The sequence below is a fragment of the Streptomyces sp. NPDC008137 genome (assembly GCF_042957035.1).
Classification (GTDB): domain Bacteria; phylum Actinomycetota; class Actinomycetes; order Streptomycetales; family Streptomycetaceae; genus Streptomyces.
In genome coordinates this window covers 81,899-103,293 of record NZ_JBIBHN010000013.1, presented here as the reverse complement: position 1 = coordinate 103,293, position 21,395 = coordinate 81,899, and the positions used below count along the sequence as shown (strand labels likewise).

Sequence of the window (21,395 nt, the reverse complement as noted above, 5' to 3'; positions counted from 1 at the left end):
CCGACGACGAGGAGGCACACAGTGGCAGAGACCCCCGGGCCGGACGCGCAGGCGCGGCGGGCGGCGATCGCGGACGAGCTGCGCAGGCTCGAGGAGAGCGCGATGTACAGCGCCCAGACGCAGTTCGAGACGGCGAAGCACTGGCGGGGCGTGCACCTGATGATGGGCATCCCCACCAGCCTGCTGGCCGCGGTGGCCGGGACGACCGCGCTGGTGGAGTCGACGGGGCGGATCGCCGCCGGCATTCTCGCGCTGGTGTCGGCCGGGATCAGCGCCGTCATGACCACGGTGAACGCGCCGCAGCGCATGTCCCACGCCACGGGCTGCGCCAACGCCTATCTGGAGGTGCAGACGGCCGCCCGGCAGGCCCGGACCGTGGACCTGCCCGTGCTGCCGGTCGACGAAGTCCGGCTCGTACTGGCGGAGTTGACGGCCCGCCGGGACGAGCAGAACCGGGCCGCCGATCCCCCGGGCCGACGCGCCTACCGGCGCGCCCAGGCCAATATCGGGCGCGGTGGCCAGACGTACGCGGTGGACCACGACCGTCCGGTGGCGGGCCGGTCAGTGCCTGCGGAGCGCCCCGGAGCGGCGGAGTCGTCGTACGGCTGAGCGCAGTTCCGTACCGCGGCCGTGCGGACCGTCGGCGGGGAGCGACGCGAGCGGGGGTTCCTCGGGTGTGACGGCGTCGGTCGCCCAGAGGGCGAGTTCAGGGTCCCGGGGGCCGTACGCCGTATAGGCCACGCCGTTCTCGGCGTCCGGCGCGCGGTCTCCGAAGACGCGCACCGGATGGGCCTCGTCCCAGCGCTCCCAGCCCGGGTCGCCGTCCGTGGCGAAGCGCGCCCACGCGGCGTGCATCGCGTCGGCCAGGTCCCGCGGTCCGCCCTCACCGGCCAGTTTGCGGGACTCGGGGACCTCGCCGGTGTCGAAGACGAAGCCGAGTTCCAGCGCGTGGCAGGCGCCGAGGCCGGGGAGGTTGGAGGGCCAGGCGAACTCGTAGAGGTACGAGGGTTCCGTCCGGGCGTCGGCCAGGTGGTGCAGGGGGATGCGCAGGAGGTGGTCGGTGACGAGCTGGCCGACGATGTCCGCCGTGCTCGCCTCGGGGTGCAGGGCGCGGTAGCCGCGAGGTACCTCGGGGCCGCAGTGGCATCGGGCCATGGCACCGGCCAGGGCGACGGCCCCGAGACGGTCGACGCGCTCCAGGAGGCCGCCGGGGACCAGCCACAGCCGGTACTCGTCCCGGGTCCAGCCCATCAGCAGCTCGACCCCGGGGGCCGCGCCGCCCTCGGTGAGAGCCTCCAGGGGGTCGCACGGGACGGTGTCGCCGTCGATGACGATGCCGAAGGCGGGGCCGCCCACGACCGGGCTGCTCAGCCTGCCCACCTCGGCCTGGGTGCTCAGCAGCAGGTCGCGGTCGACGGCGGCGAAGGCCTCGGCGGTGGCGGGGATCTTCAGCCGGGTGGCCATACGGCGCACCATCCGCCGTACCTTGGCCCGCTCGGACGCCTCGGGCGGCCCGCTCTGCAGGACCGCCCGCCGGACCAGCCCCTGGGTCTGCGGGGCGGCGACGAGGGCGCCGATGCTGATCGCCCCGGCGGACTGGCCGGCGAGGGTGATGCGCCCGGGGTCGCCGCCGAAGGCCTCGATGGCTTCGTACACCCAGGTCAGGGCGGCGATCTGGTCGCGCAGGCCAGGATTCGGGGGCGTGTCCGGGAACAGTCCGTAGCCCTCGACGCCCAGCCGGTAGTTGACCGAGACGCAGACGACGCCGTCACGGGCGAAGGCATGGCCGTCGTAGACGGGTACGGCGGAGGAACCCCTGGTCAGGGCGCCGCCGTGCAGCCAGATGAGGACCGGGAGGCGGGCTCCGGCGGCCGGCTCAGGAGTCCAGACGTTGAGGTTGAGGCAGTCGTCGCCGGGCACGACCGGGTCGGACAGATAGTGGGCGAAGGCGCTGGAGTACGGGGGCTTCGGCGGGGTGGGGCCGAAGGCGCCGGCGTCCCGGACGCCGTCCCAGGGCGGAAGGGGGACGGGCGGGCGGAAGCGGCGGGGGCCGAAGGGGGGCGCCGCGTACGGGATGCCGCGGAAGACCGCCACTCCCCGCTCGTACCTGCCGCGTACGGCCCCGTACGGGCTCCTGACCACGGGATCCGTCCGGCCTGCCGTCATGCGCCCACCAGCCCTTCGCCGCGCTCGTGCACCGGTATCACCAGAGCACCACATCGCTCACGGGTATTCCGGTGCACGAGCCGGTTTGACGGCTATTTGGCGTACATCAGGGTGCCGAACCCGAGCTGGTCGTAGCCGCCGCTGTCGCTGCCGTAGTCACCCCCTCCGCCCTCGGGGGCTACGGAGAAGCACATCTGGGAGATGTACTTGTCGTCGAGGAGCAGGCGCCGGCCGTAGTGGTAGTGGAGCATCGCCCACACGGGGCGGACCTGGCCGCGCGACCCGGCGCCGGGCACGGTCTGCGACTGCGGGGAGCAGTTCTGGCCGCTGCCCCAGTTGTAGGTGGTGAAGGGCACGTCCATGTTCAGGTTGTACTTGGCGACGTACTGGGCGGCCTTCATGAAGCGGCGGCCGTCGTACGAGTAGAGGTCCTCGCCCTGGTTCCAGGCCATCTCGCAGATGGCGCCCATCTGGCCCATGCCCATGACGGTGTGGCCCTGGTCGCGGCCGGACTCCTGCCACTGGCCGAGGTCGTAGCCCTCGACGTTGCCGTACAGGAACGGGACGGCGTTCTTGATGGAGCCGTTTCCGGCGCCGTTCTTGAAGTAGTCGACGGCCTGGTCGTACTTGGCGGCGTCGTCGTTGAGGATGCCGATGGCCAGCACGGAGGCCATGTTGCACAGGTCCCAGTTGGCCCAGTAGTTGGTGATGCAGGCGTCGTTGTGGCCGGTCAGGAACTGGTTGTTGAGCGGGTAGAAGACCTTGACCATCATCTCCTGGAAGGCGGCGAGGTCGAAGGCGCCGTAGTCCCGCATGAGTTCGGCGGCGTTGGCGAACTGCCAGCCGTAGAGGCCCGCGGCGAGGAACCGGTCGGCGTTTCCGGTGACCGTCGTCAGCGTCGTCGCCCAGGCGTTGAGGATCCGCGCGGCGCACTGGGCGTTGGCCTCGGTGCCGCCGACCCTCCAGCGCAGCGCGTTCTGGTAGGCGGCCGCGATGTCGTTGTAGAGGAGTCCGTAGTTCTGTCCGGTGCCGCCGCGGATGATCGTCGCGGTGGCGCGGTCGGTCCAGGTCGACTGGGAGTGGGAGTTGGCGACGAGCTTGTTCCAGCCGGGCAGCCAGGGGTCGGTGCCCGCGGCGACCCTGACCTTGGCGCGGTTGATGTCGCCGGCGTTGTGGAGCATGCCGGGGTGGGTGAAGGTGCCGGGGGCGGCGTCCGCCGTGGTGGCGGTGGCGCCGAGGGCGAGGGCCGCGGTGAGGCCGCCGGCGGTCTTGAGCAGACCGCGGCGGCTCACCTGGCCGCCCTCGTGGTGCGGGTGGGGGGAAGTGCGGCTCATGTGGGGGCTTCTCCGTTCGGTGGAGGCCTACAGGGGGGTGATGCTCACCTCGTCGAACTCGGTGGTGCTGCGGGTCAGGGGGTCGCGGGAGCAGACCACGAGGCCCACGTGGTAAGGGGCGTCACCGAAGCCGGGGAGGTCTCCCTCGGCGAGGGGGGTGAAGGTGGCGCCGTCGTCGGACGAGGTGGCTGCGGTGAAGCGCGTACCGGTGCGCCTCAGCCGCAGCAGGCAGGGGGCGGTGACCGCCGTGTTGCCGGTGAACGTGGACTTTCCGGCGACGGTGGGCCGCAGCATCAGCTGCGCGCTCGTGCCGCCGGTGACGATCGCCCCGGCCGCCTGGTCGAACGGCGACAGGGACTTGGCCATCAGCAGGCCGACCCGGTCACCGTTGGCTCCGGCGCGGGAGACCAGGCGGACGGTGACCTCGCAGTCACCGCTGACGGGGCGCCGTACGAACTGGCCTGTCATGCCCTGGTTGTTGACGGTGAGGTCGGTCCCGGCGCCCCGCACCACGAAGGTCCCGTCCTCGTGGGCGGTGGAGCCGGGGGTCCGGACGGCGACCACGCCGAGGGTGCCGTAGGCGCGGTCGTCGAGGATGACATCGCCCAGGTCGCCGTAGGTCCAGGGCTCGGGCGGCGGGGTGCCGACCGTGAGGGTGAGGGGGCCGGTGGCCTCACCCGCGGTGTTGGCCGCGGTGGCGGTGATCGTGAACTCGCCGGTCCTGGTGGGGGTTCCGGAGATCAGGCCGGTGCGCTTGTCGAGGCGCAGGCCGTCGGGCAGTCCCTTCGCCGTGAAACGGATCGGCTCGTGCGAGGCGCGCAGGAGGTGCCGGAAAGGGACGCCCTTGTTCGCGAACGCCGTGGTGGGTGAGGTGAGCCGGGGCACGGACGGCGTCGGCATCACCGCCTTCACCGTGTCGGACAGTGGGCCGCGCCCGGAGTTGTTCGTCTTCGCGACGGCGTAGTGGTACGCCGTGCCGGGCTTGCCGGTGGCGTCGGCGTACCGGACGCGGGTGCCGAAGCCGACCGGGCCGATGCCGGTCGCGATCGTCTCGAACGGTCCCTTGGCGGCCGTGGAGCGCAGCACCTTGTAGCGGGCCGAGAGGTCCGGGTCGGTCCAGGCCAGCTCGACCGCGTCGGCGCCCGCGACGGCCCGCAGGTCACCGGCGGCGCGGGCCGGGCGCGGCACGGACCAGACGTCACCGCCCGTACGGGAGACGACGCTGACGTTGTCGAAGGCGCCGGTGCCGGTCTCGGCGTAGTCCTCCGCCACTCCCAGGCAGGAGGCGAGGGTGAGTCCGACGTGCGCGGTCCTGCCCAACTCCACCTCGCTGGAACCGACTTCGGTCCAATGAAGGCCGTCAGGGGAGATGGCGCCGGTGCAGCGGTCGCCCCGGCGGGTCACCCGGACCCAGTACGGCATCCGCAGCCGGTAACCGTCGCCCGCGCCCTCGACGTACGGGGCCTGGAGCGGGGTCGCCGACTCGGGCAGTTCACCGAGCGAGGAGATCGGGAAGGCGGCGCTGGTCGTGATCGCCTGCTGCTGGGACGGCGGCACGGGCGTGCTGCCGGTGCCCTTGGTCCCGGCCCCCGCCTTCGGCCGTACGCTCCACACACCGCTCCAGGTGTGCAGCGGCAGTCCCTGGATCAGCATGGCGGCGTGGGCCGCGTCCGCGTCCAGCCCGGCCCGTACGGTGACGCCGATCTTGGAGTACTGGGAGCTGAGCGGCCACACGATCCGCGCGGTGACGGTGCCGTCGCCGCGCAGCGGCAGATGGGCCAGGCGGTGGGTGCCGGCGGTGCCGGAGGCCTCCAGCACGAACCGCTCACCGTCGAAGACCGCCGAGCCGGGGGTCCTGACGTCGCCGATGTCCCGGGTGGACCAGGGGCCGGGCAGGCCCGGGGCCGCGGCCGCCCAGGCGGAACTCGCGCTGTGTCCTTGGGAGTTGACGGCTACGACCCGGTAGTAGGCGGGCCGGGTGCGGCGGTCGGTGTACGCTGGCTCACCGACCCCCGTGGCGATCTTCTCGTACGGCCCGTCGGCGCTGCTCGCCCGCAGGACCGTGTACGACTCCGCCCACGCCGAGGGCAGCCAGGCCACGGTGACGGACCGGTCGCCGCCGACCGCGGTGACACCGGCCGGGGCGGTGGGCACGGAGGGGGCCGGGGCCTTCGTACCGGCGAAGGTGAGGGTGCCCCAGCCGGGCAGGTCGTCGTTGCCGCCCTCGACGACGCGGGCGCCGCCCGGGCCGCGGAGGACGGCCGCCTTGGTGTAGGGGGTGTCGAGCCCCCGGACTCCGGCGTAGTGCGCGTACGCCATCTCGTAGACCGGGGGCAGGTTGCCACGCCCCACCGCCGACACGGACGTCTTGATGTACTTGCCCGTGCGGTCCAGGTCGGGGACGAAGGGGACGTCACCGCCGAGGTTGTAGCGGGCGGCGTACTCGGTGTTCTTCAGCAGCCGGTTGTCGTCGAAGGCGTACAGGTCGACGCCCTGGTTCCAGGCGACCTGCGCGGCGTCGGCGAGCAGGCCGACGGCGAGCTGCTCGTGGCCCTGGTCGCGGCCGGACTCCTGGCCCTGGCCCGCGTCGGTGACGATGCGGTGCGGGACGCTGCCGTTGCCGGCTCCGGCGGCGGCGAAGCGCAGGGCGTCCTCGAAGAGGGTGGGCTCCTCGCAGAACACGCCGATGGCCAGGATCGACTGGACGGAGGTGAGGTCCCAGTTGCCGTTGGCGTAGAGCATGTAGCCGGAGATCGCCGGATACCAGACGCGCAGGAAGGACTCCTCGCAGCGGGCGATGTCCTCCTTCGCCCAGCCGTCGTAGCCGCTGTGCCGCAGCAGTTCGGCCGCGTTGACGAACTTGAAGGCCTGGAGGCCCGCGCCGAGCGGCCCGTCCGCTCCGGTGACGGCGGTGAGGGACGCCGACCAGGCGTTGAGGATGTCCCGGGCCTTGTCGGCGTAGGCGCGCTCGCCCGTGAGGCACCACATCAGCGCGGTCTGGTAGGCGGCGGCCGAGTCGGCGACGGCCTGGTTCATGAAGTTGGCCGGGCCTCGGCCCCAGGAGGTGATCTGGCCGGTGTTCTGGACGGCGTACGTCGGCTTGGAGCGCGCGTGGGCGGCGAAGGCGAGGTAACCGTCGTGGATCGGCGTTTCCCTGGCGGCGACCGCGGCCTTCATCCGGGCCAGGTCGTCGGCGCTGTGCAGCAGTCCGGGGTGCGTGAAGCTCCGGGGGGCCGCTGTGGCGGCCCGGGCGGTGCCGGGGGCGAGCAGGCCGCTCGCGCCGGACACCAGCAGCAGGGCGGCGGCACCGCCCAGAAAGCCCCGGCGGCTCGGTGCGATCGGTGCGATCGGTCTCAGGGGGCTGGTGCTCATGACGCGGCGGCCGCCTCGGCTGTGGTGAGGAACTTGAGGTTCAGCACGTGCTCGTTGGCGTGCATCGGGATGGTGTCGGTGGTGAGGTACCAGCCCGGCTTCTTCATCGAGTCGGCGATGACCGTGCCGTTGACGACGAGGTTCTCGAACGTGACGTCCTTGATGGCGTGCTTGGCGTCGTACCCGAGCAGCAGACAGGTGGCGAGCGGCTTGCCGGTGTAGGAGAGGTCCTTGACGTAGACGTTCTGGATGCCGCGGCCTACCGAGGTGTTGTACTTCGTGTTGTACATGACCCGCATGTGGATGAGCTGGCCCCAGCGGAAGTCCTCGACGCGTACGTCGTCGACCTTCACGTTCTTGATCAGGTTGCTGTCGCCGGGGTTGAGGGCGATGCAGCCCTGGTAGCCCATCTGGGGCTCGCGGTGGTCACAGATGTCGAGGTTCCTGAAGGTGAGGTTCTTCAGGACCTCGGGGTTGTCGGTGTTGCCGTGCGTGCCCACGTTGATGGGGTGCGCGACGTCCGCCCAGAGGGTGGAGTTGCGGACGGTGATGTTGCTGGTGTCGCCGTAGTACTCCCAGCGGTGGGTGTAGAGGGCGATGCAGTCGTCGGAGTTGCGCATGAAGACGCCGTCGATGACGACGTTGCTGCTGCAGAAGACGTCGATGCCGTCGCCCCAGCCCTTGGAGCTGAAGGAGCCGATGCCCTTGATGGTGACGCCGGTGGCCTCGCCGAGCTTGACGGCGTAGCCGTTCGGGTTGAGCACGGTGACGGGGCCGACGGAGATGTTCCTCGCGTTCTCGATCAGGACACCGCCGTCGACCGTCCCGGCGAGCACCCCCCGGCCGGCTATCCCGGCGTGCTCGACGTTCCGGAAGAGGACGGTCGCCTTGAGGACGGCGCCGCCGTCGAGGTAGACCGTCTTGCCGGAGGGCACGGTCAGGTAGCCGTCGGCGGTGGTGTGGACGCCGGGGCCGTAGTAGAGGACGTTCGGGTCGTCCTGCTCGGGGATCTTCTTGTCGATCGCCCGGGCGAGCAGGTGGAGGCAGTCGAAGATGTCGTCGTTGATCTGGACGACGACATTGCGGGGCCGGTCGAGAGTGAAGCGCAGGGTGTCGCCGCCCACTTCGGGCTTGATGCCGTAGGAGTCCGGTCTGACGCGGACCTTGGTGGTGCCGCCCTTGAGGTAGGTGACCTCGACCTCGACGGATCCCTGGAAGTCGAAGTACGCCAGGGACGAGTTGTAGACCTTGCTCCCCCCGGTGGCCGGGTTGATCTCCGACAGCTGCGGGCGCCAGATGTCCAGGGTCTGCCACTCGCCGTCCGGGGCGGTACGGACCCGCACCTTGAAACTGGTGTTGGCCGGCATGGCGGACGGCCTGGGGTAGGTCACCAGCCTGGGCGCGGCGGCGGCCGCGTCGGCCCGGGCGGCCGTCGCCGTCAGGTCGGTGAGCCCGGCGGCGAGCACGGTGGCACCGGCCGCCTGGAGGGCGCCTCGGCGGGAGAGGGACGGGGTCATGTGGAACTCCTCGCGGATAAGAAGCAGATGAGAGACGCGCCGGGTCACTTCAGGCCGGTGGTGGACATTCCGGCGACGAAGCCGCGCTGGGCGATGAGGAAGATCAGCAGGATCGGCACGACGTACATCACGGAGGCCGCGGCCTGCAGTTCGGGCACCGGCTGCCCGGCCGGGGTGTTGTACGCGGACATGACGGCGACGGCCAGCGTGGAACGGTCGCTGGACAGCAGCAACTGCGGGGCGATGTAGTCACCCCAGGTCCAGGTGAAGGAGATCACGAAGCTCGCGGAGATCACCGGCCAGGACTGGGGGAGGAAGATCCGCCAGAACATCCGGCCGTAGCCGCAGCCGTCGACGATCGCCGCCTCCTCCAGCTCGCGCGGCAGACCGGCGAAGAACTGCCGGAAGAGAAAGACCAGGTAGGGCGCGGACGCCAGGCCCCACAGCACCCACGGCCAGTATGTGTCGACCATGCCGAGCTTCGCGAAGATCAGGTAGGTCGGCAGCAGGGTGACCAGCTGCGGCAGCATCATCGAGCCGAGCAGAATGCCGAACAGGGTCTTCTTGCCGGGCGCTTCCAGGCGGGCGAAGCCGAAGCCGACCCATGCCGAACTGAGGGTGACGAGGGTGGCGTAGACGAGGGCGATGATCAGGGAGTTGCGGGCGTAGCCGAGGAAGTCGATCTGGGTCAGGGCGTCGGTGAAGTTGTGCCACTGGAAGTGCTCGGGGAGCCAGCGGACCGGGGAGGAGGCCAGTTCGGCCTGGGTCTTGAGGCCGGAGACGACCAGCCAGCCGAAGGGGCCGACGAAGAGCCCGGTGATCACGACGAGGGTCGTGTAGAGGACGAGCCGGCCGACGCGTACCTTCACGCGGACCGGCGAGTCGGGGGGCAGGCTGGTGGCGGTCACTTCTTCGCCTCCGGGTCGACGTTGTAGAACACCACGCCGGACGTGAACCTGAAGATGAGGCCGGTCACGACGAGGATCAGGACGAAGAGCACCCACAGCAGTGCGGAGGCGTAGCCGTAGCGGCCGATCGCGAAGTACTGCGCGAACACGTGCATCATGTAGAGGTAGTTGGACTGCGGGACCAGGGTGACGCCGCCCGTGGTGCCGTCGGGGGCCAGCAGCAGCGGCATGATGGTCTGGACCGAGGCGATCATGCCGGTCACCGTCTGGAACAGCAGGACGGGTGACAGCAGGGGCACGGTGATGCTGCAAAAGGTCCGCCAGGCGCCTGCACCGTCGACGCGGGCGGCCTCGTGCAGTTCCCGGGGCACGTCCTGGAGACCCGCCAGCGAGATGATCATGACGTTTCCCGCGGTCCACAGCACCGTCATCAACAGCACGTAACGGGCGTAGGGGTCGGCGAGCCAGCCCACGGCGTCGATGCCGAACAGGTTCAGCGCGCCGTTGGCGGCGCCGGAGTTCTGGTCGAAGAGCTGCTTGAACGCCAGGCCCGCGCCGACCGGCGGCACCACGGCCGGGAGGTAGAGCAGGGTGCGGAAGAGTCCACGCGCCTTGAGCGGACGGTTGACCAGGACCGCGAGGGCGAGTCCGGCGATGATCGACAGGGGTACCGACGTCAGCGCGAACAGACCGGCGCGGCCCAGGGAGTCCCAGGTGGCCGAGTCCGAGAACAGCTCGCGGTAGTTGTCCAGTCCGACGTAGCTCCAGTGAGGTGAGAGGCCGTCGAAGGTGGTGAAGCTGAGCCACAGGGCATACGCCATGGGGATGATCGTCAGCAGCAGGAAACCGATGATCCAGGGCGCGGTGAACAAGTAGAACGCCCGGTGTCTGCGCGCGGTCATGGACGTCCTCGGCCGGACCGCCGCCGGTTTCCCGGCCGCCGCCGCGTGTGTCCGTCCGGCGACGGGGGTGATCTGCCCGGTCGTCATCCCACCTGCTCCTTACCGCGCTTCAGCTGCTCGTTCATGGCGGAGTCGAGGCGTCCGGCGAGGGTGTCGACGGACATCCCGCCGGTCATCGCCGCCGGGGCGATCTGGTTGAAGAGGGCGTCGAGCGCGTCCGCCGAGGCGTACGGCGTGAAGGAGATCACCGAGTAGTGCTTCAGCTCGGCGTTCTGCACCTCCAGGGCCCGTTTCTGGTACTCCTGCCGCGCCGGCATCAGCGGGCGCAGCGACTTCAGGGTCGGAATGCCCCAGCCGCCGGACGCGCGCGCCTTGGCCGGCGCCTCGCCGAAGAACCACTCGAAGACCCGCCATGCGGCGTCCTTGTTCCGGGCCTTCTTCGGCATCCACAGGCCGGTCCCGCCCTGGCAGGGGCTGATGCGCGGGCCGCCCCCGAAGACCGGGGCGGGTGCGAGGCGGGACACCTCGGCCAGCTTCCGGTCGGTGCCGATCATGCCGCCGAGCCAGTAGCCCGAGTTCGACATGGCCATACGGTTGGCCTGGTAGGTGGGTCCGTCCCAGGCGTTGGGATCCGGCTGGACAGGGCTCGGCCCGACCTTGTTCCTGCAGTACCCGATGTACCAGTCCAGCGCCTTGCGGGCCTCGGGTGCGGTGAAGTCGACGCGTGTGAAGTCGTCGGTGAAGAGGCTGCCCCCGGCCGCCGCCGTCAGGCAGGCGAGCAGGCTCGACTTCATCAGGCCGTTGTAACTGCCGCCGAAGACGGTCGTCTGGCCGTTCTTCCGCCGGGTGAGGCGCCGCGCCTTCTCCAGCCACTCCTCGTAGGTGACCGGTTCCGTCTCCGGCGGCGGCTCGACCCCCGCCCGGTCGAACAGTGAGGTGTTGTACCAGTACATGGAGTCCTGGGAGAAGTCCTTCGCCATGCCGTGGCGCGGTCCCTTGCCCTGGGTCCTGCCGTCGTAGCGCCAGAGGTCGTTGACCGGGTCGAGGTCCTCGGGTCTGAGGACGGTGCTCCGGGCGAAGTACGGGTCCAGGTCTTCCATCAGGTCACGCGCCGCGAAGTACGGTGCGTCGATGGCGCCTACGCCGCGCACCAGGTCGGGCGGGTTGCCGGTGGTCGTCATCGCGATCAGCTTGGTGATGTCGTACTTGACCAGGACGATCCTGATCCCCAGGTCCTTGTGGGCCTGCTTGACGTCGTCCGGGGTGATCTCGCCGGGCTTGACCATCACGGTGATGGTCTCGCCCGATCCGCCGACGCCGGTCGACACCCGCATCGCGCAGCCGCTCAGCGTCGCCGCGCCGGTCGCGGCGCCCGCGGCCGAGAGGGCGAGGAATCGGCGGCGGCTCAGGGAAGCACCAGCACGAGGGTGCATGAACGCACCACCTCCTTGCGGTTCCGGCGCGCTAGGCAACCGGTTGTTGTGCGTGGGGCAGAGCTTCTTCCGGTCGGCAGGGCGCGTCAAGAGCCTTGACGAATTTTCGAAAAGACTGTGTAACCTCGCCGTCATCAGCTTGAGGACGGATCAGACCTGTTTCCAGTCGGCGTGATCAAGCCATCGGAGAGTGCCCCCGCCGTCGTGACCAGGGGGTATCTACGCCCTCGACGGGGCAACAGTTCGGGAACCGGTTGCTGAACGCACCGTCCGGGCGCTGAGACGTAGACGGAGGGGCACACGGACCCCGCCCTCTCTCGCCGAAACCGTGGTAATCGATTTCCACTGCAAGGCTCTCCTTGAGCCAAACGGCGGGGTCGCCGCCCCCGACCCGATCCGGGCGACCGCACCCGCTCCACTCCCCCACCCCGCCGATCCCGTCCTTCCTCTCGCGCCACGACCTGGCCTCATCAAAGACGTTGCACGGGAACCGGCATCTCCCGCCGTCATCCCCGCCCCAGCCGATTGACCGCCGCTTCACAGCGGATCTACGGTAGAAGACGCTTTCTGAAAATGTTTCTTCCCTCCGTCATCCTCTGCTCCAGGAGAGTCATGCCCAGCCCTCTGCTGCCGCGGACCGTGTTCGCGATGGACCCGGTGCACCTCCCGCTGCTCTTCCCTCCGCCGCTGATGGAGCGACTGAGGCGCACGGCCGACCTCGACCCCGCGCTGGTGGTGCGGGACTTCGCCGATCCGGCCGCGGCCGGTGCCCTGGCCGCCGCCGAGGTGCTGATCACCGGCTGGGGCTGCCCGCACCTGGACGCCGGTGTCCTCGCGGCGGTCCCGAAGCTCGACGCCGTGCTGCACGCGGCCGGCTCCGTCCGCTCCCTGGTGGGCGAGGCCCTCTGGGAACGCGGGGTCACCGTCTCCAGCGCGGTGACGGGCAACGCCCTGCCCGTCGCGGAGTACACGCTCGCGATGATCCTGCTGGTGGGCAAGGACGCCTTCGACCACCGCGAGCACTTCCGCAGCACCCATGCCTACCCGGGCCCCGGCGAGACCGCCGCGACCGGCAACCTCGGACGCCGCGTCGGGGTCGTCGGCGCGTCCCGGGTGGGCCGCCGGCTGCTGGAGCTGCTGCGGCCGTTCGACCTCACCGTCCTGCTGCACGACCCGTATGTGAGCCCTGCCGAGGCCGCCGCGCTCGGTGCCGAGGCACTGTCGCTGGAGGACCTGCTCAGACGCAGCGACATCGTGAGCCTGCACGCCCCCGACATCCCCGAGACCCACCACATGCTCGACCGCGACCGGCTCGCCCTGGTGCGGGACGGCGGCGTGCTCATCAACACCGCCCGCGGTGCGCTGGTCGACCACGAGGCGCTCACCGGTGAGCTGCTCTCGGGCCGGCTCAGCGCGGTCCTCGACGTCACCGACCCGGAGCCGCTGCCCGCCGGCTCGCCGCTGTACCACCTGCCCAACGTGTTCCTCACCCCGCACATCGCGGGCTCGCTCGGCAACGAACTGGAGCGGCTCGGCCGCATCGTGGTCGAGGAACTGGAGCGCCTGGCGGCGGGGGTGCCACCGGTGCACGAGGTGCGGCGTGCGGATCTGGCGCGGGTGGCGTGACGCCGTGGCGGGCGGGCCGGCGCACCTGCGACAGCCCCTTTCGGTGCGCTGTCCACAGGCCCTCCAGCCTGGAGTAACGATGGGATACGGTTTCCGAACCGGTGCGGGGCGCGCCCGGACCACGGGTGCGTCGGGCCCAAGGGACCGGGGCGCGACAGACCGGAGCGCGACGGACCGGGGCGCGAGGGGCCGGAGCGCACGGCAACGGGCCGCACATCGGGCCACACGCCGGACCACTACGTGAAGGAGCCGCAAGGGTGAGTCAGCGCAAGGCGACGAGTGACGCCGGCCGGGCGACCATCCGCGATGTCGCGGAGCGCGCGGGCGTCTCGGTGGCCAGCGTCTCGCGGGTGCTGTCCGGCAACTACCCGGTGTCGGAGGAGCTGCGCCGCCGGGTGATGAAGGTGGTCCGGGACCTGGACTACGTCACCAACGCCCACGCCCGCTCCCTCGCCGGCGGCGGCACACCGACGGTGGCGATCCTCATCAACAACATCACCGGCGCCGCGTTCGCGCACGTCGCGAAGGGCGTCGAGGGCGCCGCCACACTGCGCGGCTGGCTCTCCCTGGTCGGCACGACCGGCGACGACCCGGAGCGCGAGCTGGCCCTGGTGAACATGATGCGGCAGCAGGGCGTGGCGGCCGTGATCCTGCTCGGCGGCGCCTACGACTACGACGAGTACCAGCTGCGCATGGCCCGCTTCGCCCGTTCCCTGGACGCGGCCGGCTCGCACCTGGTCCTGGTGGGCAGGCCCCCGCTGGAGGGCGACGTCCCGGCGACGACCGTCGACTACGACAACGAGGGCGGCGCCTACGCGATGGCCAGCCATCTGCTGTCTGCCGGTCACCGACGCGTCCTCGTCCTGCCGGGTCATGCCGAACTGACCACCGCCCAGGGCAGGTTGAAGGGAGCCCAGCGGGCCTTCGAGGCGTACGGCGTGCCCTTCGGCCCGGGCATGGTCCGGCACGGCCCGTACGACTACGAGCACGGCTACGAGGCGGTCGAGGCGGCCCTGCGCGAGACACCGGACTTCACCGCCGTGCTCGCCGGCACGGACGTGGTGGCCGCGGGCGCGGCGCAGGCCCTGCGCGCGGCGGGGCTGCGGGTGCCCGAGGACGTGTCGATCGTCGGCTACGACGACATCCCGCTCGCCTCCCAGCTCACGCCCCAACTGACCACCGTGCACGTGCCCTACGAGGAGATGGGCCGGGTCGCGCTGCGCGCGGTGGCCGACCGGCGCGAGGGCGGCGCGGGCCGCCGCAAGAGCGCCGACGGCGACCATCTGGTGCTGGGCACGCATGTCGTGGTCCGCAACTCGGTGCGGCCGCCGGCGACACGCGCCTGACACAAGCTTCGTTACGTAACCGTTTTCCGGAGACTTTACGACCCCTCGCGGATGCCGGGGGCGTGTCCGCCGCGCCACGCACCGGCTCCTCTGGAAACGCTTTGACCTGTGCGTATGCCGTACCGAACGCGAGGCCTCGCCGTACGGCCCGCGACCACCCGCCGGACAATCCGCCGTAACAAATTGCCGCGCACCTCTTGCTCTGAGCGGATCCGTCCGCCTACCGTCCCAGCAACCGCTTACTACAGCTTCTGCTTGGCCGACCCCCGCAACCGCGAGCCGACGGTTTTCCGGCCGCCGTTCCCGGCCGGCACCACCGAGCCGCCGCCGTCCTCTCGTTCTGAGAACGTCCTATTCCGAAGGATCACGGTCAGATGAACTTCACCAGCCCAAGGAGAAGGTTCGCCTCCGCCGCTGTCGCGGGCATCGCGCTGACAGGTCTGCTCTCCGCCTGCGGCGGATCCGGCTCGGGCGACGACGCCGCGTCGAAGTCCGGTCCGGTCACCCTCCCCTTCTGGGGCTGGGCCAACGGCCAAGAGGCGGTCGTCAAGGCGTTCAACGCCTCGCACAAGGACATCCGGCTGAAGTACACGAAGGTCACCGACCAGCTGACCATGCAGAAGCAGCTGACCAACGCGGTGAAGGCCGGCAACGCCCCCTGCCTGGTGCAGAACACCGCCGAGTACGTGACCAGCTGGGTGTCGCAGGACGCGCTCGCCGACATCACCCAGTACGTCGAGGGCGACAAGGACGAGTTCAACACCGGCGCCTGGGCGAGCGCGCAGGTGCAGGGCAAGCTCTACGGCGTCCCCACCAGCTCGGCACCCCAGTTCACGATCTACCGCACCGACATCTTCGAGAAGTACGGCCTGAAGCCCCCGGCCACCTGGGACGACTTCATCGCCGCGGGCAAGGTGCTGAAGAAGCACGGCATCAAGATCACCAACTACGCCGGTGAGGACCCGAGCACCCTGGAGGTGCTCGCGATGCAGGCCGGGGCGCACTGGTACGCGATCGACGGCAACGCCTGGAAGGTGGACTTCCAGGACGAGGGCACCCTCAAGGCCGCGAAGGTGATCCAGGAGATCATCGACAACGACCTGAACGCCAAGCTGTCCTTCGCCGACTACGCGGCCGTGCAGCGCAGTTACGACACCGGGGCCACCGCCACCCGGCAGATCTCCACCTGGCAGATGGCCGGCATGGTGCAGAACTTCACCAAGTCCTTCGGCGACTGGGCGCTTGCGCCCTGGCCGACGTACCAGGGCGAGGCGGCCAAGACGCCGGCCGGCACGAACCTGACCGGCAGCGTGACCCTGGTGACCAAGCAGTGCGAGAACCAGGAGCAGGCGGCGAAGGCGGCGCTGTGGATGTCCACGAACCAGGACGCCGTCAAGACGATGGCGAGCCCGGAGACCGGCAACGGCGTGATGCCGGCGCTGAAGGACAGCGGCTCCTACGTCGGTGAGTCGATCTCGCGGAAGCTGCTCGGCAAGAACTACGAGCCGGCGCAGAAGGTCGTCACCGACAGCCTGGGCACCGTCACCACCGACTGGACCTACGGCCCGAACTGGACCGCGATGTTCACGGAGCTCCAGGCGGGCTGGGCCAAGGTCGTCAACAAACAGGAGAAGGTCACCGACCTGCTCGCGCACATGCAGGAGTGGACGGTCAAGGACCTGAAGTCCCGCGGTATCAGCGTCAAGGGCTGAGGCATCGATGACTCGCTCCCTGCGCTGGAAGGGCGCCGCGTTCACGGTGCCCTTCCAGCTCGGCTTCGTCTTCCTCTATCTGCTCCCCATCGGCTACGCCGTCCACGAGTCGCTGTTCACGGAGAAGCAGTCCGGGCTCGGCCTCGGCGGCACGACGACGGAGTTCGCCGGGCTCGACAACTACACGCAGGGCCTGACCGACTCGGCGTTCATGAGCTCCATCCTGCGGGTGGTGCTCTTCGCCTGTGTCCAGATCCCGTTCATGCTGCTGGTCAGCCTGCTGCTGGCGCTGTTCCTGGACGCGCTGGCCTCCCGGGTGGCGAGCCGCTTCCGGATCCTGCTGCTGGTGCCGTACATGATCCCCGGCGTGGTCGCGGCGATCGTGTGGGTCAACCTCTACAGCCCCGACGTCGGTCCGCTCACCCCGATCGGCAAGGCCCTCGGCCTCGACTGGAACTTCTTCGCGCCGTCGATGGTGTGGCCGTCCATCGGCAACCTGCTGACCTGGCACGGCATCGGCTACAACATGGTGATCATCTACTCGGCGCTGCAGGGCGTGCCGCGCGAGTTGTTCGAGGCGGCCCGGCTGGACGGCGCCTCCGAGCTGCGGATCGCGCGCAGCATCAAGATCCCGTTCGTGCGCGGCGCGCTGGTCCTGACGGGGCTGCTGTCGATCATCCAGATGCTGCAGATCTTCAACGAGCCGGCGCTGTTCCGGAACATCACCCCGCAGACGGTCAGCGACAGCTTCACCCCGATCATGATCATCTACAACCAGGCGTTCAACGCGGGCAATTACAACTACGCCGCCGCGCTGTCCGTGTTGCTCGCCCTGATCCTGGGCGTCGCCTCCTTCCTCTTCTACCGGCTCACCTCGAAGGAGGCCGACTGATGGTGCTGACCGAGCGGACCGCCACCGAGCGGCCCGAGGTCCGGGGTGTGCGGCGCCTGTCCCGGCCGGATCCGGCCTCGCGCGGGCGGGGCGGGCAGCGCTTCCTCCTCGTCGGACTGGTCCTGGCGAGCGTCTACAGCCTGTTCCCGGTGTGGTGGCTGATCGTCGCCGCGACCAAGGACCGCACGGCGCTGTACCAGAGCAACGGCCTGTGGTTCTCGGGCTGGCATCTGTGGGACAACCTGCATCAGGTGTTCACCTACCAGGACGGCATCTTCCTGCGGTGGACGGCGAACTCGTTGCTCTACGCCGGTGCCGGCTCGCTCGGCGGCACGCTGATCGCCCTCGCGACCGGTTACGGACTGGCCCGCTTCGACTTCCCGGGTCGTAGCGCGATCTTCGCGTGTGTGGTGGGCTCGTTCCTGATCCCGATCGCGCTGCTGACGCTCCCGCTGTATCTGCTGTTCTCGGCGATCGGCATGGTGGACACCCCGTGGGCGATGCTGATCCCCTGCCTGATCAACCCGTTCAGCGTGTATCTGGCCAAGGTGTACACCGAGGCCACGATCCCCTACGAGCTGCTGGAGGCGGCCCGGATCGACGGCGCGGGCGAGCTGCGGATCTTCTTCAGCATCGTGCTGCGGATGATGACGACGGGCGGCGCGACGGTGTTCCTGCTGGCCTTCGTGAACACCTGGAACGCCTTCTTCCTGCCGCTGACCGTGCTGCGCGGCAAGGAGAACTGGACGCTCAACCTGGGCCTCTACAACTGGACCGGCACCCGGCTGGAGTCCGGGATCGACCTGACCGGTCTGGTGCTGACCGGCGCGCTGCTGTCCATCGTGCCGATGGCGATCATGATGGTCGCGATGCGCCGCTACTGGCGGACGGGTGTGACGCTCGGCGCCCTCAAGTAACCCTTTCCCCCGACTCCCGGGGGCCGTGGGTGACCCTGACTCCTCGCGGCCCCCGGGTGCCCACCTCGACCCGGAGCCCTTCCGTGACCGTCCTGCACAACCCCGTCCTCCGCGGCTTCGCGCCCGATCCCTCCCTGGTCCGGGCCGGCGACTGGTACTACGTGGCGACCAGCTCCTTCGAGTGGTTCCCGACGATCCCGCTCCACCGCTCCCGGGACCTGGCCCACTGGGAGTACGCGGGGCACGTCGAAGGCGCGGCTCCCGGGGGCTCGCTGGCCGGGGTGCCCGACTCGGGCGGGATCTGGGCGCCGTCGCTGAGCTGGGACGGGGAACGGTTCTGGGTGACGTACACCGTCGTACGGTCGGTCGGCACGCCGTACTTCGATCTCGACACGTACGTCTCGACGGCGACCGAGGTGGGCGGCGAGTGGAGCGCCCCGCGCCGGGTCGCGAGCCATGGCTTCGATCCGGCTCTGTTCCACGAGGACGGCCGGCTGTGGCTGCTGAACCTGCAGAACGACCACCGGCCGGGAGGGCGGCGGTTCGCCGGGATCGTCGTCACGGAGCTGGACCGGGACACACTGACACCCCTCGGGGAGACGCGTCTGCTGCTCCAGCACGACCGGCTGATCGAGGGGCCGAAGCTGCTGCGGCGCGACGGCTGGTACTACCTGGTGCTCGCGGAGGGCGGCACGGGCTGGGAGCACGGGGTGCGGGTGGCCCGCAGCCGGGAGCTGACCGGGCCGTACGCACTCGACGACCGGCCGCTGCTGACCACGCGGGACGACGAGAGCGTGCCGTTGCAGAAGGCCGGGCACGGCGAGCTGGTCGAGACGCCGGACGGGCAGTGGCTGCTCAGTCACCTGACGGCCCGTCCGCTGCACACGCCGAAGGGCCGCCGCTGCACACTCGGCCGGGAGACCGCGATCCAGGCGGTGACCTGGGACGCGGAGGGCTGGCCCCGGCTGCGGCAGGGCGGTTGGCACCCGGCGGTGGACGTCGACGTGCCGACCCGGCCGCACCCGCTGCCGCCCGCCGCCCCTCCCGAGGGCTTGTCCTGGCCGTGGAGCACCCTGCGCGAGGCGCCGGACCCGTCCTGGGCCGACACGACGGCACGGCCGGGCTGGATCCGGCTGCGCGGCCGGCACGGGCCGGAGTCCCGCTGGGCGGCCGGCCTGCTGGCCCAGCGTGTCACCGAGCACCGCGCGGAGGCCGAAGTCACCGTCGACGCACGGCCGGTGGCCTTCACCCAGGCGGCGGGTCTGGTGCTCCGGTACGACGCCGAGGCGTATCTCAGCCTGGACCTGACCTGGGCGGAACCGGAGGGCGAGCCGCAGCGTGGGCAGCAGTGGGGCGGGGGTGGTCGTACGGTCCTCAGCCTGGTGGAGCGGGATGAGGACGGTGCGCGACAAGTCGCGGTGGTGGAGGTGCCGGTGGCGGCACCGATGACGCTGGGCGTGACGGTCGAGGGTGCCGCCGCCCGCTTCTGGTACGTACGGGGCGGGGTGCGTACGGCGGTCGGACCGGCCCTGGACTTCAGCCGGCTGTCCGACGACCACGGCTCCCGGCTGCGGTTCACCGGTGCGATGGCGGGCATCCACGCCCGGGACCTCGTGGACGCGGCGTTCACGGCGGACTTCACCGGGTTCCGGCTGACCTGCGTACCCGACTGAGGGCGTCGGCGCGTTCGGGGTTTCGACAAGTGATGCTCGATCCTGCTCGGAACTGCTGTCCATCGAGCACGTATTGACATGTAACTGTCGAAGCCCTCAGAGTCATGCCCCGGAAGTAACGACAGTGCCCCGGCAGTGATGCGAGCCACCCCACCGAGGAGTGTTGCCGTCATGTCCAAAACACCCGCTGTCTCACGCCGGCTGCTCCTGGGCGGAGCCGTCGCCACCGGTGCGCTCGCGGCCGGGATGACCGCCGCGCCCCCGGCCGCGGCCGCCACGACCGGGCAGGCGCCCCGCCGCCCCGGGCAGAAGTCGATGATCGGCGTTCCGTTCGAGGCCCACAGAACCGTCCGCGTCGGTGTCATCGGACTCGGCAACCGCGGCGGCGGCATGGTCGAGGGCTGGGCGGCCGTGCCCGGCTGCACCGTGACCGCCGTCTGCGACATCCGGGCCGACCGCGCGCGTCGCGCCGCCGACCGGCTGGTGGGCAAGGGCGAGCCCCGCCCCGCCGAGTACGGCGGATCGGCCGGCTCCTACGCCCGGATGCTGCGGCGCGACGACATCGACCTCGTGTATGTGGCCACGCCCTGGGAGTTCCACTACGAACACGGCAGAGCCGCGCTGTTGAGCGGCAGACACGCCGTGGTGGAGCTGCCCGTCGCGACGGAGCTGCGCCAGCTGTGGGACCTGGTCGACACCTCCGAGCGCACCCGCAGGCATCTGCTGCTCGCCGAGAACTGCAGCTACGGCCGCAACGAACTGGCCATGCTGAGGATGGCGCACGCCGGCGTGTTCGGCGACATCACCAACGGCCATGGCGGCTACCTCCACGACCTGCGTGAACTCCTCTTCTCCGACACGTACTACACCGACTCCTGGCGGCGGCTGTGGCACACCCGCAGCACCGCGTCCCTCTACCCCATGCACGGGCTGGCCCCGATCGCGGCGGCCATGGACGTCAACCGCGGCGACCGGATGGCCACCCTGTCCGCCACCGCGACCGCGCCGAAGGGACTGGCCGACTACCGCGAGCGCTTCGTCCCCCGGGAGCACCCGTCCTGGCAGGAGACGTACATCAACGGCGACCTGGTCACCTGCCTGATCGAGACCGAGAAGGGCAGGATCATCCGGGCCGAGCACGACGTGAGTTCACCCCGGCCGTACAGCAGGATCAACACCCTCGCCGGCAGCCGGGGGATCGTCGAGGACTACACCGGGCCCGCCCCGACCGGAGCGCGCGTCTACCTGGAACCGGACCACGGCGGCCACACCTGGCGCGACTTCGCCGACTACCGCAAGGAGTACGACCACTGGCTGTGGCGGAAGGTCGGCGACGACGCCGCGAACAACGGCGGCCACGGCGGCATGGACTACGTCCTGCAGTGGCGCACCGTCCAGCTGATGCGCGCCGGGCTGGTGCCCGACATCGACGTGTACGACTCGGCCGCCTGGTGCGCGGCGGTCCCGCTTTCCGCCGCCTCCCTGGCGAGGCAGGGCCGCCCGGTCGGGATCCCGGACTTCACCCGCGGCGCCTGGGCCGGCAGGAGGCCCGGACTCGACTCCAGCCCCACGGACATGCCGCCCGTCGGCTGAACCG

The 21,395-nt window shown here is 70.4% G+C and carries 15 protein-coding genes; 8 read left to right on the top strand and 7 right to left on the bottom strand.

The genetic code is table 11. The features are described from left to right. Positions 1-21: 21 nt before the first annotated feature. Positions 22-609, top strand: a complete 588-nt coding sequence (locus ACFZBT_RS21790) for an SLATT domain-containing protein (RefSeq protein WP_391105853.1) — start codon at positions 22-24, stop codon at positions 607-609. Here the strand turns inward: ACFZBT_RS21790 and ACFZBT_RS21785 are convergent. The 7 genes from ACFZBT_RS21785 to ACFZBT_RS21755 all read right to left on the bottom strand — a co-directional run bounded on the left by ACFZBT_RS21785 (position 562) and on the right by ACFZBT_RS21755 (position 11,632). Next, on the bottom strand, positions 562-2,166 hold the full coding sequence (locus ACFZBT_RS21785; protein WP_391105851.1) for a carboxylesterase family protein: 1,605 nt from the start codon (positions 2,164-2,166) through the stop codon (positions 562-564). The two genes, ACFZBT_RS21790 and ACFZBT_RS21785, sit on opposite strands and share 48 nt — an antisense overlap. Before the next feature lie 92 nt (positions 2,167-2,258). After that, positions 2,259-3,500 (bottom strand): alginate lyase family protein, encoded by a 1,242-nt coding sequence (locus tag ACFZBT_RS21780; RefSeq protein WP_391105849.1) that lies wholly within the window; start codon positions 3,498-3,500, stop codon positions 2,259-2,261. Positions 3,501-3,527: 27 nt separating this feature from the next. Next, complete coding sequence (locus ACFZBT_RS21775; protein WP_391105847.1) at positions 3,528-6,872, bottom strand: alginate lyase family protein; 3,345 nt, start codon at positions 6,870-6,872, stop codon at positions 3,528-3,530. Then, positions 6,869-8,389, bottom strand: a complete 1,521-nt coding sequence (locus tag ACFZBT_RS21770; protein ID WP_391105845.1) for a glycosyl hydrolase family 28 protein — start codon at positions 8,387-8,389, stop codon at positions 6,869-6,871. The genes ACFZBT_RS21775 and ACFZBT_RS21770 overlap by 4 nt, the downstream gene beginning before the upstream one ends. A 44-nt stretch (positions 8,390-8,433) precedes the next feature. Further along, entirely contained in the window at positions 8,434-9,297 is an 864-nt protein-coding gene (locus ACFZBT_RS21765) for an ABC transporter permease subunit (protein ID WP_391105843.1), read from the bottom strand. Continuing rightward, positions 9,294-10,286 carry an ABC transporter permease subunit gene (locus ACFZBT_RS21760; protein ID WP_391105841.1) on the bottom strand — a complete coding sequence of 331 codons (993 nt, stop codon included), beginning with the start codon at positions 10,284-10,286 and terminating at the stop codon, positions 9,294-9,296. The genes ACFZBT_RS21765 and ACFZBT_RS21760 overlap by 4 nt, the downstream gene beginning before the upstream one ends. Next, positions 10,283-11,632: an extracellular solute-binding protein gene (locus ACFZBT_RS21755; protein WP_391105839.1), complete on the bottom strand. Its 1,350-nt coding sequence runs from the start codon at positions 11,630-11,632 to the stop codon at positions 10,283-10,285. Before ACFZBT_RS21755 ends, ACFZBT_RS21760 begins: the two co-directional genes overlap by 4 nt. A 612-nt stretch (positions 11,633-12,244) precedes the next feature. Between ACFZBT_RS21755 and ACFZBT_RS21750 the strand changes: the two genes are divergently transcribed. The 7 genes from ACFZBT_RS21750 (at position 12,245) to ACFZBT_RS21720 (ending at position 21,391) form a co-directional block, all read left to right on the top strand. After that, a complete protein-coding gene (locus tag ACFZBT_RS21750) occupies positions 12,245-13,258 on the top strand; it encodes an NAD(P)-dependent oxidoreductase (RefSeq protein ID WP_391105837.1) in 1,014 nt (337 codons plus the stop codon). Between the two features lie 257 nt (positions 13,259-13,515). Beyond that, positions 13,516-14,604 carry a substrate-binding domain-containing protein gene (locus ACFZBT_RS21745; protein WP_391105835.1) on the top strand — a complete coding sequence of 363 codons (1,089 nt, stop codon included), beginning with the start codon at positions 13,516-13,518 and terminating at the stop codon, positions 14,602-14,604. 374 nt (positions 14,605-14,978) lie between these two features. Then, positions 14,979-16,316 (top strand): extracellular solute-binding protein, encoded by a 1,338-nt coding sequence (locus ACFZBT_RS21740; protein WP_391105833.1) that lies wholly within the window; start codon positions 14,979-14,981, stop codon positions 16,314-16,316. A 7-nt stretch (positions 16,317-16,323) separates the two neighbouring features. After that, positions 16,324-17,208 carry an ABC transporter permease subunit gene (locus ACFZBT_RS21735; RefSeq protein ID WP_391105831.1) on the top strand — a complete coding sequence of 295 codons (885 nt, stop codon included), beginning with the start codon at positions 16,324-16,326 and terminating at the stop codon, positions 17,206-17,208. Continuing rightward, entirely contained in the window at positions 17,208-18,125 is a 918-nt protein-coding gene (locus ACFZBT_RS21730) for an ABC transporter permease subunit (RefSeq protein WP_391105829.1), read from the top strand. The genes ACFZBT_RS21735 and ACFZBT_RS21730 overlap by 1 nt, the downstream gene beginning before the upstream one ends. An 83-nt stretch (positions 18,126-18,208) precedes the next feature. Then, on the top strand, positions 18,209-19,798 hold the full coding sequence (locus tag ACFZBT_RS21725) for a family 43 glycosylhydrolase (RefSeq protein WP_391105827.1): 1,590 nt from the start codon (positions 18,209-18,211) through the stop codon (positions 19,796-19,798). A gap of 171 nt (positions 19,799-19,969) precedes the next feature. Beyond that, positions 19,970-21,391: a Gfo/Idh/MocA family oxidoreductase gene (locus tag ACFZBT_RS21720; protein ID WP_391105825.1), complete on the top strand. Its 1,422-nt coding sequence runs from the start codon at positions 19,970-19,972 to the stop codon at positions 21,389-21,391. Positions 21,392-21,395: the final 4 nt, after the last annotated feature.

Coding starts and splice junctions, on each gene's coding strand:
- ACFZBT_RS21785 (WP_391105851.1), bottom strand. CDS start 2,166: ATGACGGCAGGCCGGACGGATCCCGTGGTCAGGAGCCCGTACGGGGCC.
- ACFZBT_RS21780 (WP_391105849.1), bottom strand. CDS start 3,500: ATGAGCCGCACTTCCCCCCACCCGCACCACGAGGGCGGCCAGGTGAGC.
- ACFZBT_RS21775 (WP_391105847.1), bottom strand. CDS start 6,872: ATGAGCACCAGCCCCCTGAGACCGATCGCACCGATCGCACCGAGCCGC.
- ACFZBT_RS21770 (WP_391105845.1), bottom strand. CDS start 8,389: ATGACCCCGTCCCTCTCCCGCCGAGGCGCCCTCCAGGCGGCCGGTGCC.
- ACFZBT_RS21760 (WP_391105841.1), bottom strand. CDS start 10,286: ATGACGACCGGGCAGATCACCCCCGTCGCCGGACGGACACACGCGGCG.
- ACFZBT_RS21755 (WP_391105839.1), bottom strand. CDS start 11,632: ATGCACCCTCGTGCTGGTGCTTCCCTGAGCCGCCGCCGATTCCTCGCC.
- ACFZBT_RS21750 (WP_391105837.1), top strand. CDS start 12,245: ATGCCCAGCCCTCTGCTGCCGCGGACCGTGTTCGCGATGGACCCGGTG.
- ACFZBT_RS21740 (WP_391105833.1), top strand. CDS start 14,979: ATGAACTTCACCAGCCCAAGGAGAAGGTTCGCCTCCGCCGCTGTCGCG.
- ACFZBT_RS21735 (WP_391105831.1), top strand. CDS start 16,324: ATGACTCGCTCCCTGCGCTGGAAGGGCGCCGCGTTCACGGTGCCCTTC.
- ACFZBT_RS21730 (WP_391105829.1), top strand. CDS start 17,208: ATGGTGCTGACCGAGCGGACCGCCACCGAGCGGCCCGAGGTCCGGGGT.
- ACFZBT_RS21720 (WP_391105825.1), top strand. CDS start 19,970: ATGTCCAAAACACCCGCTGTCTCACGCCGGCTGCTCCTGGGCGGAGCC.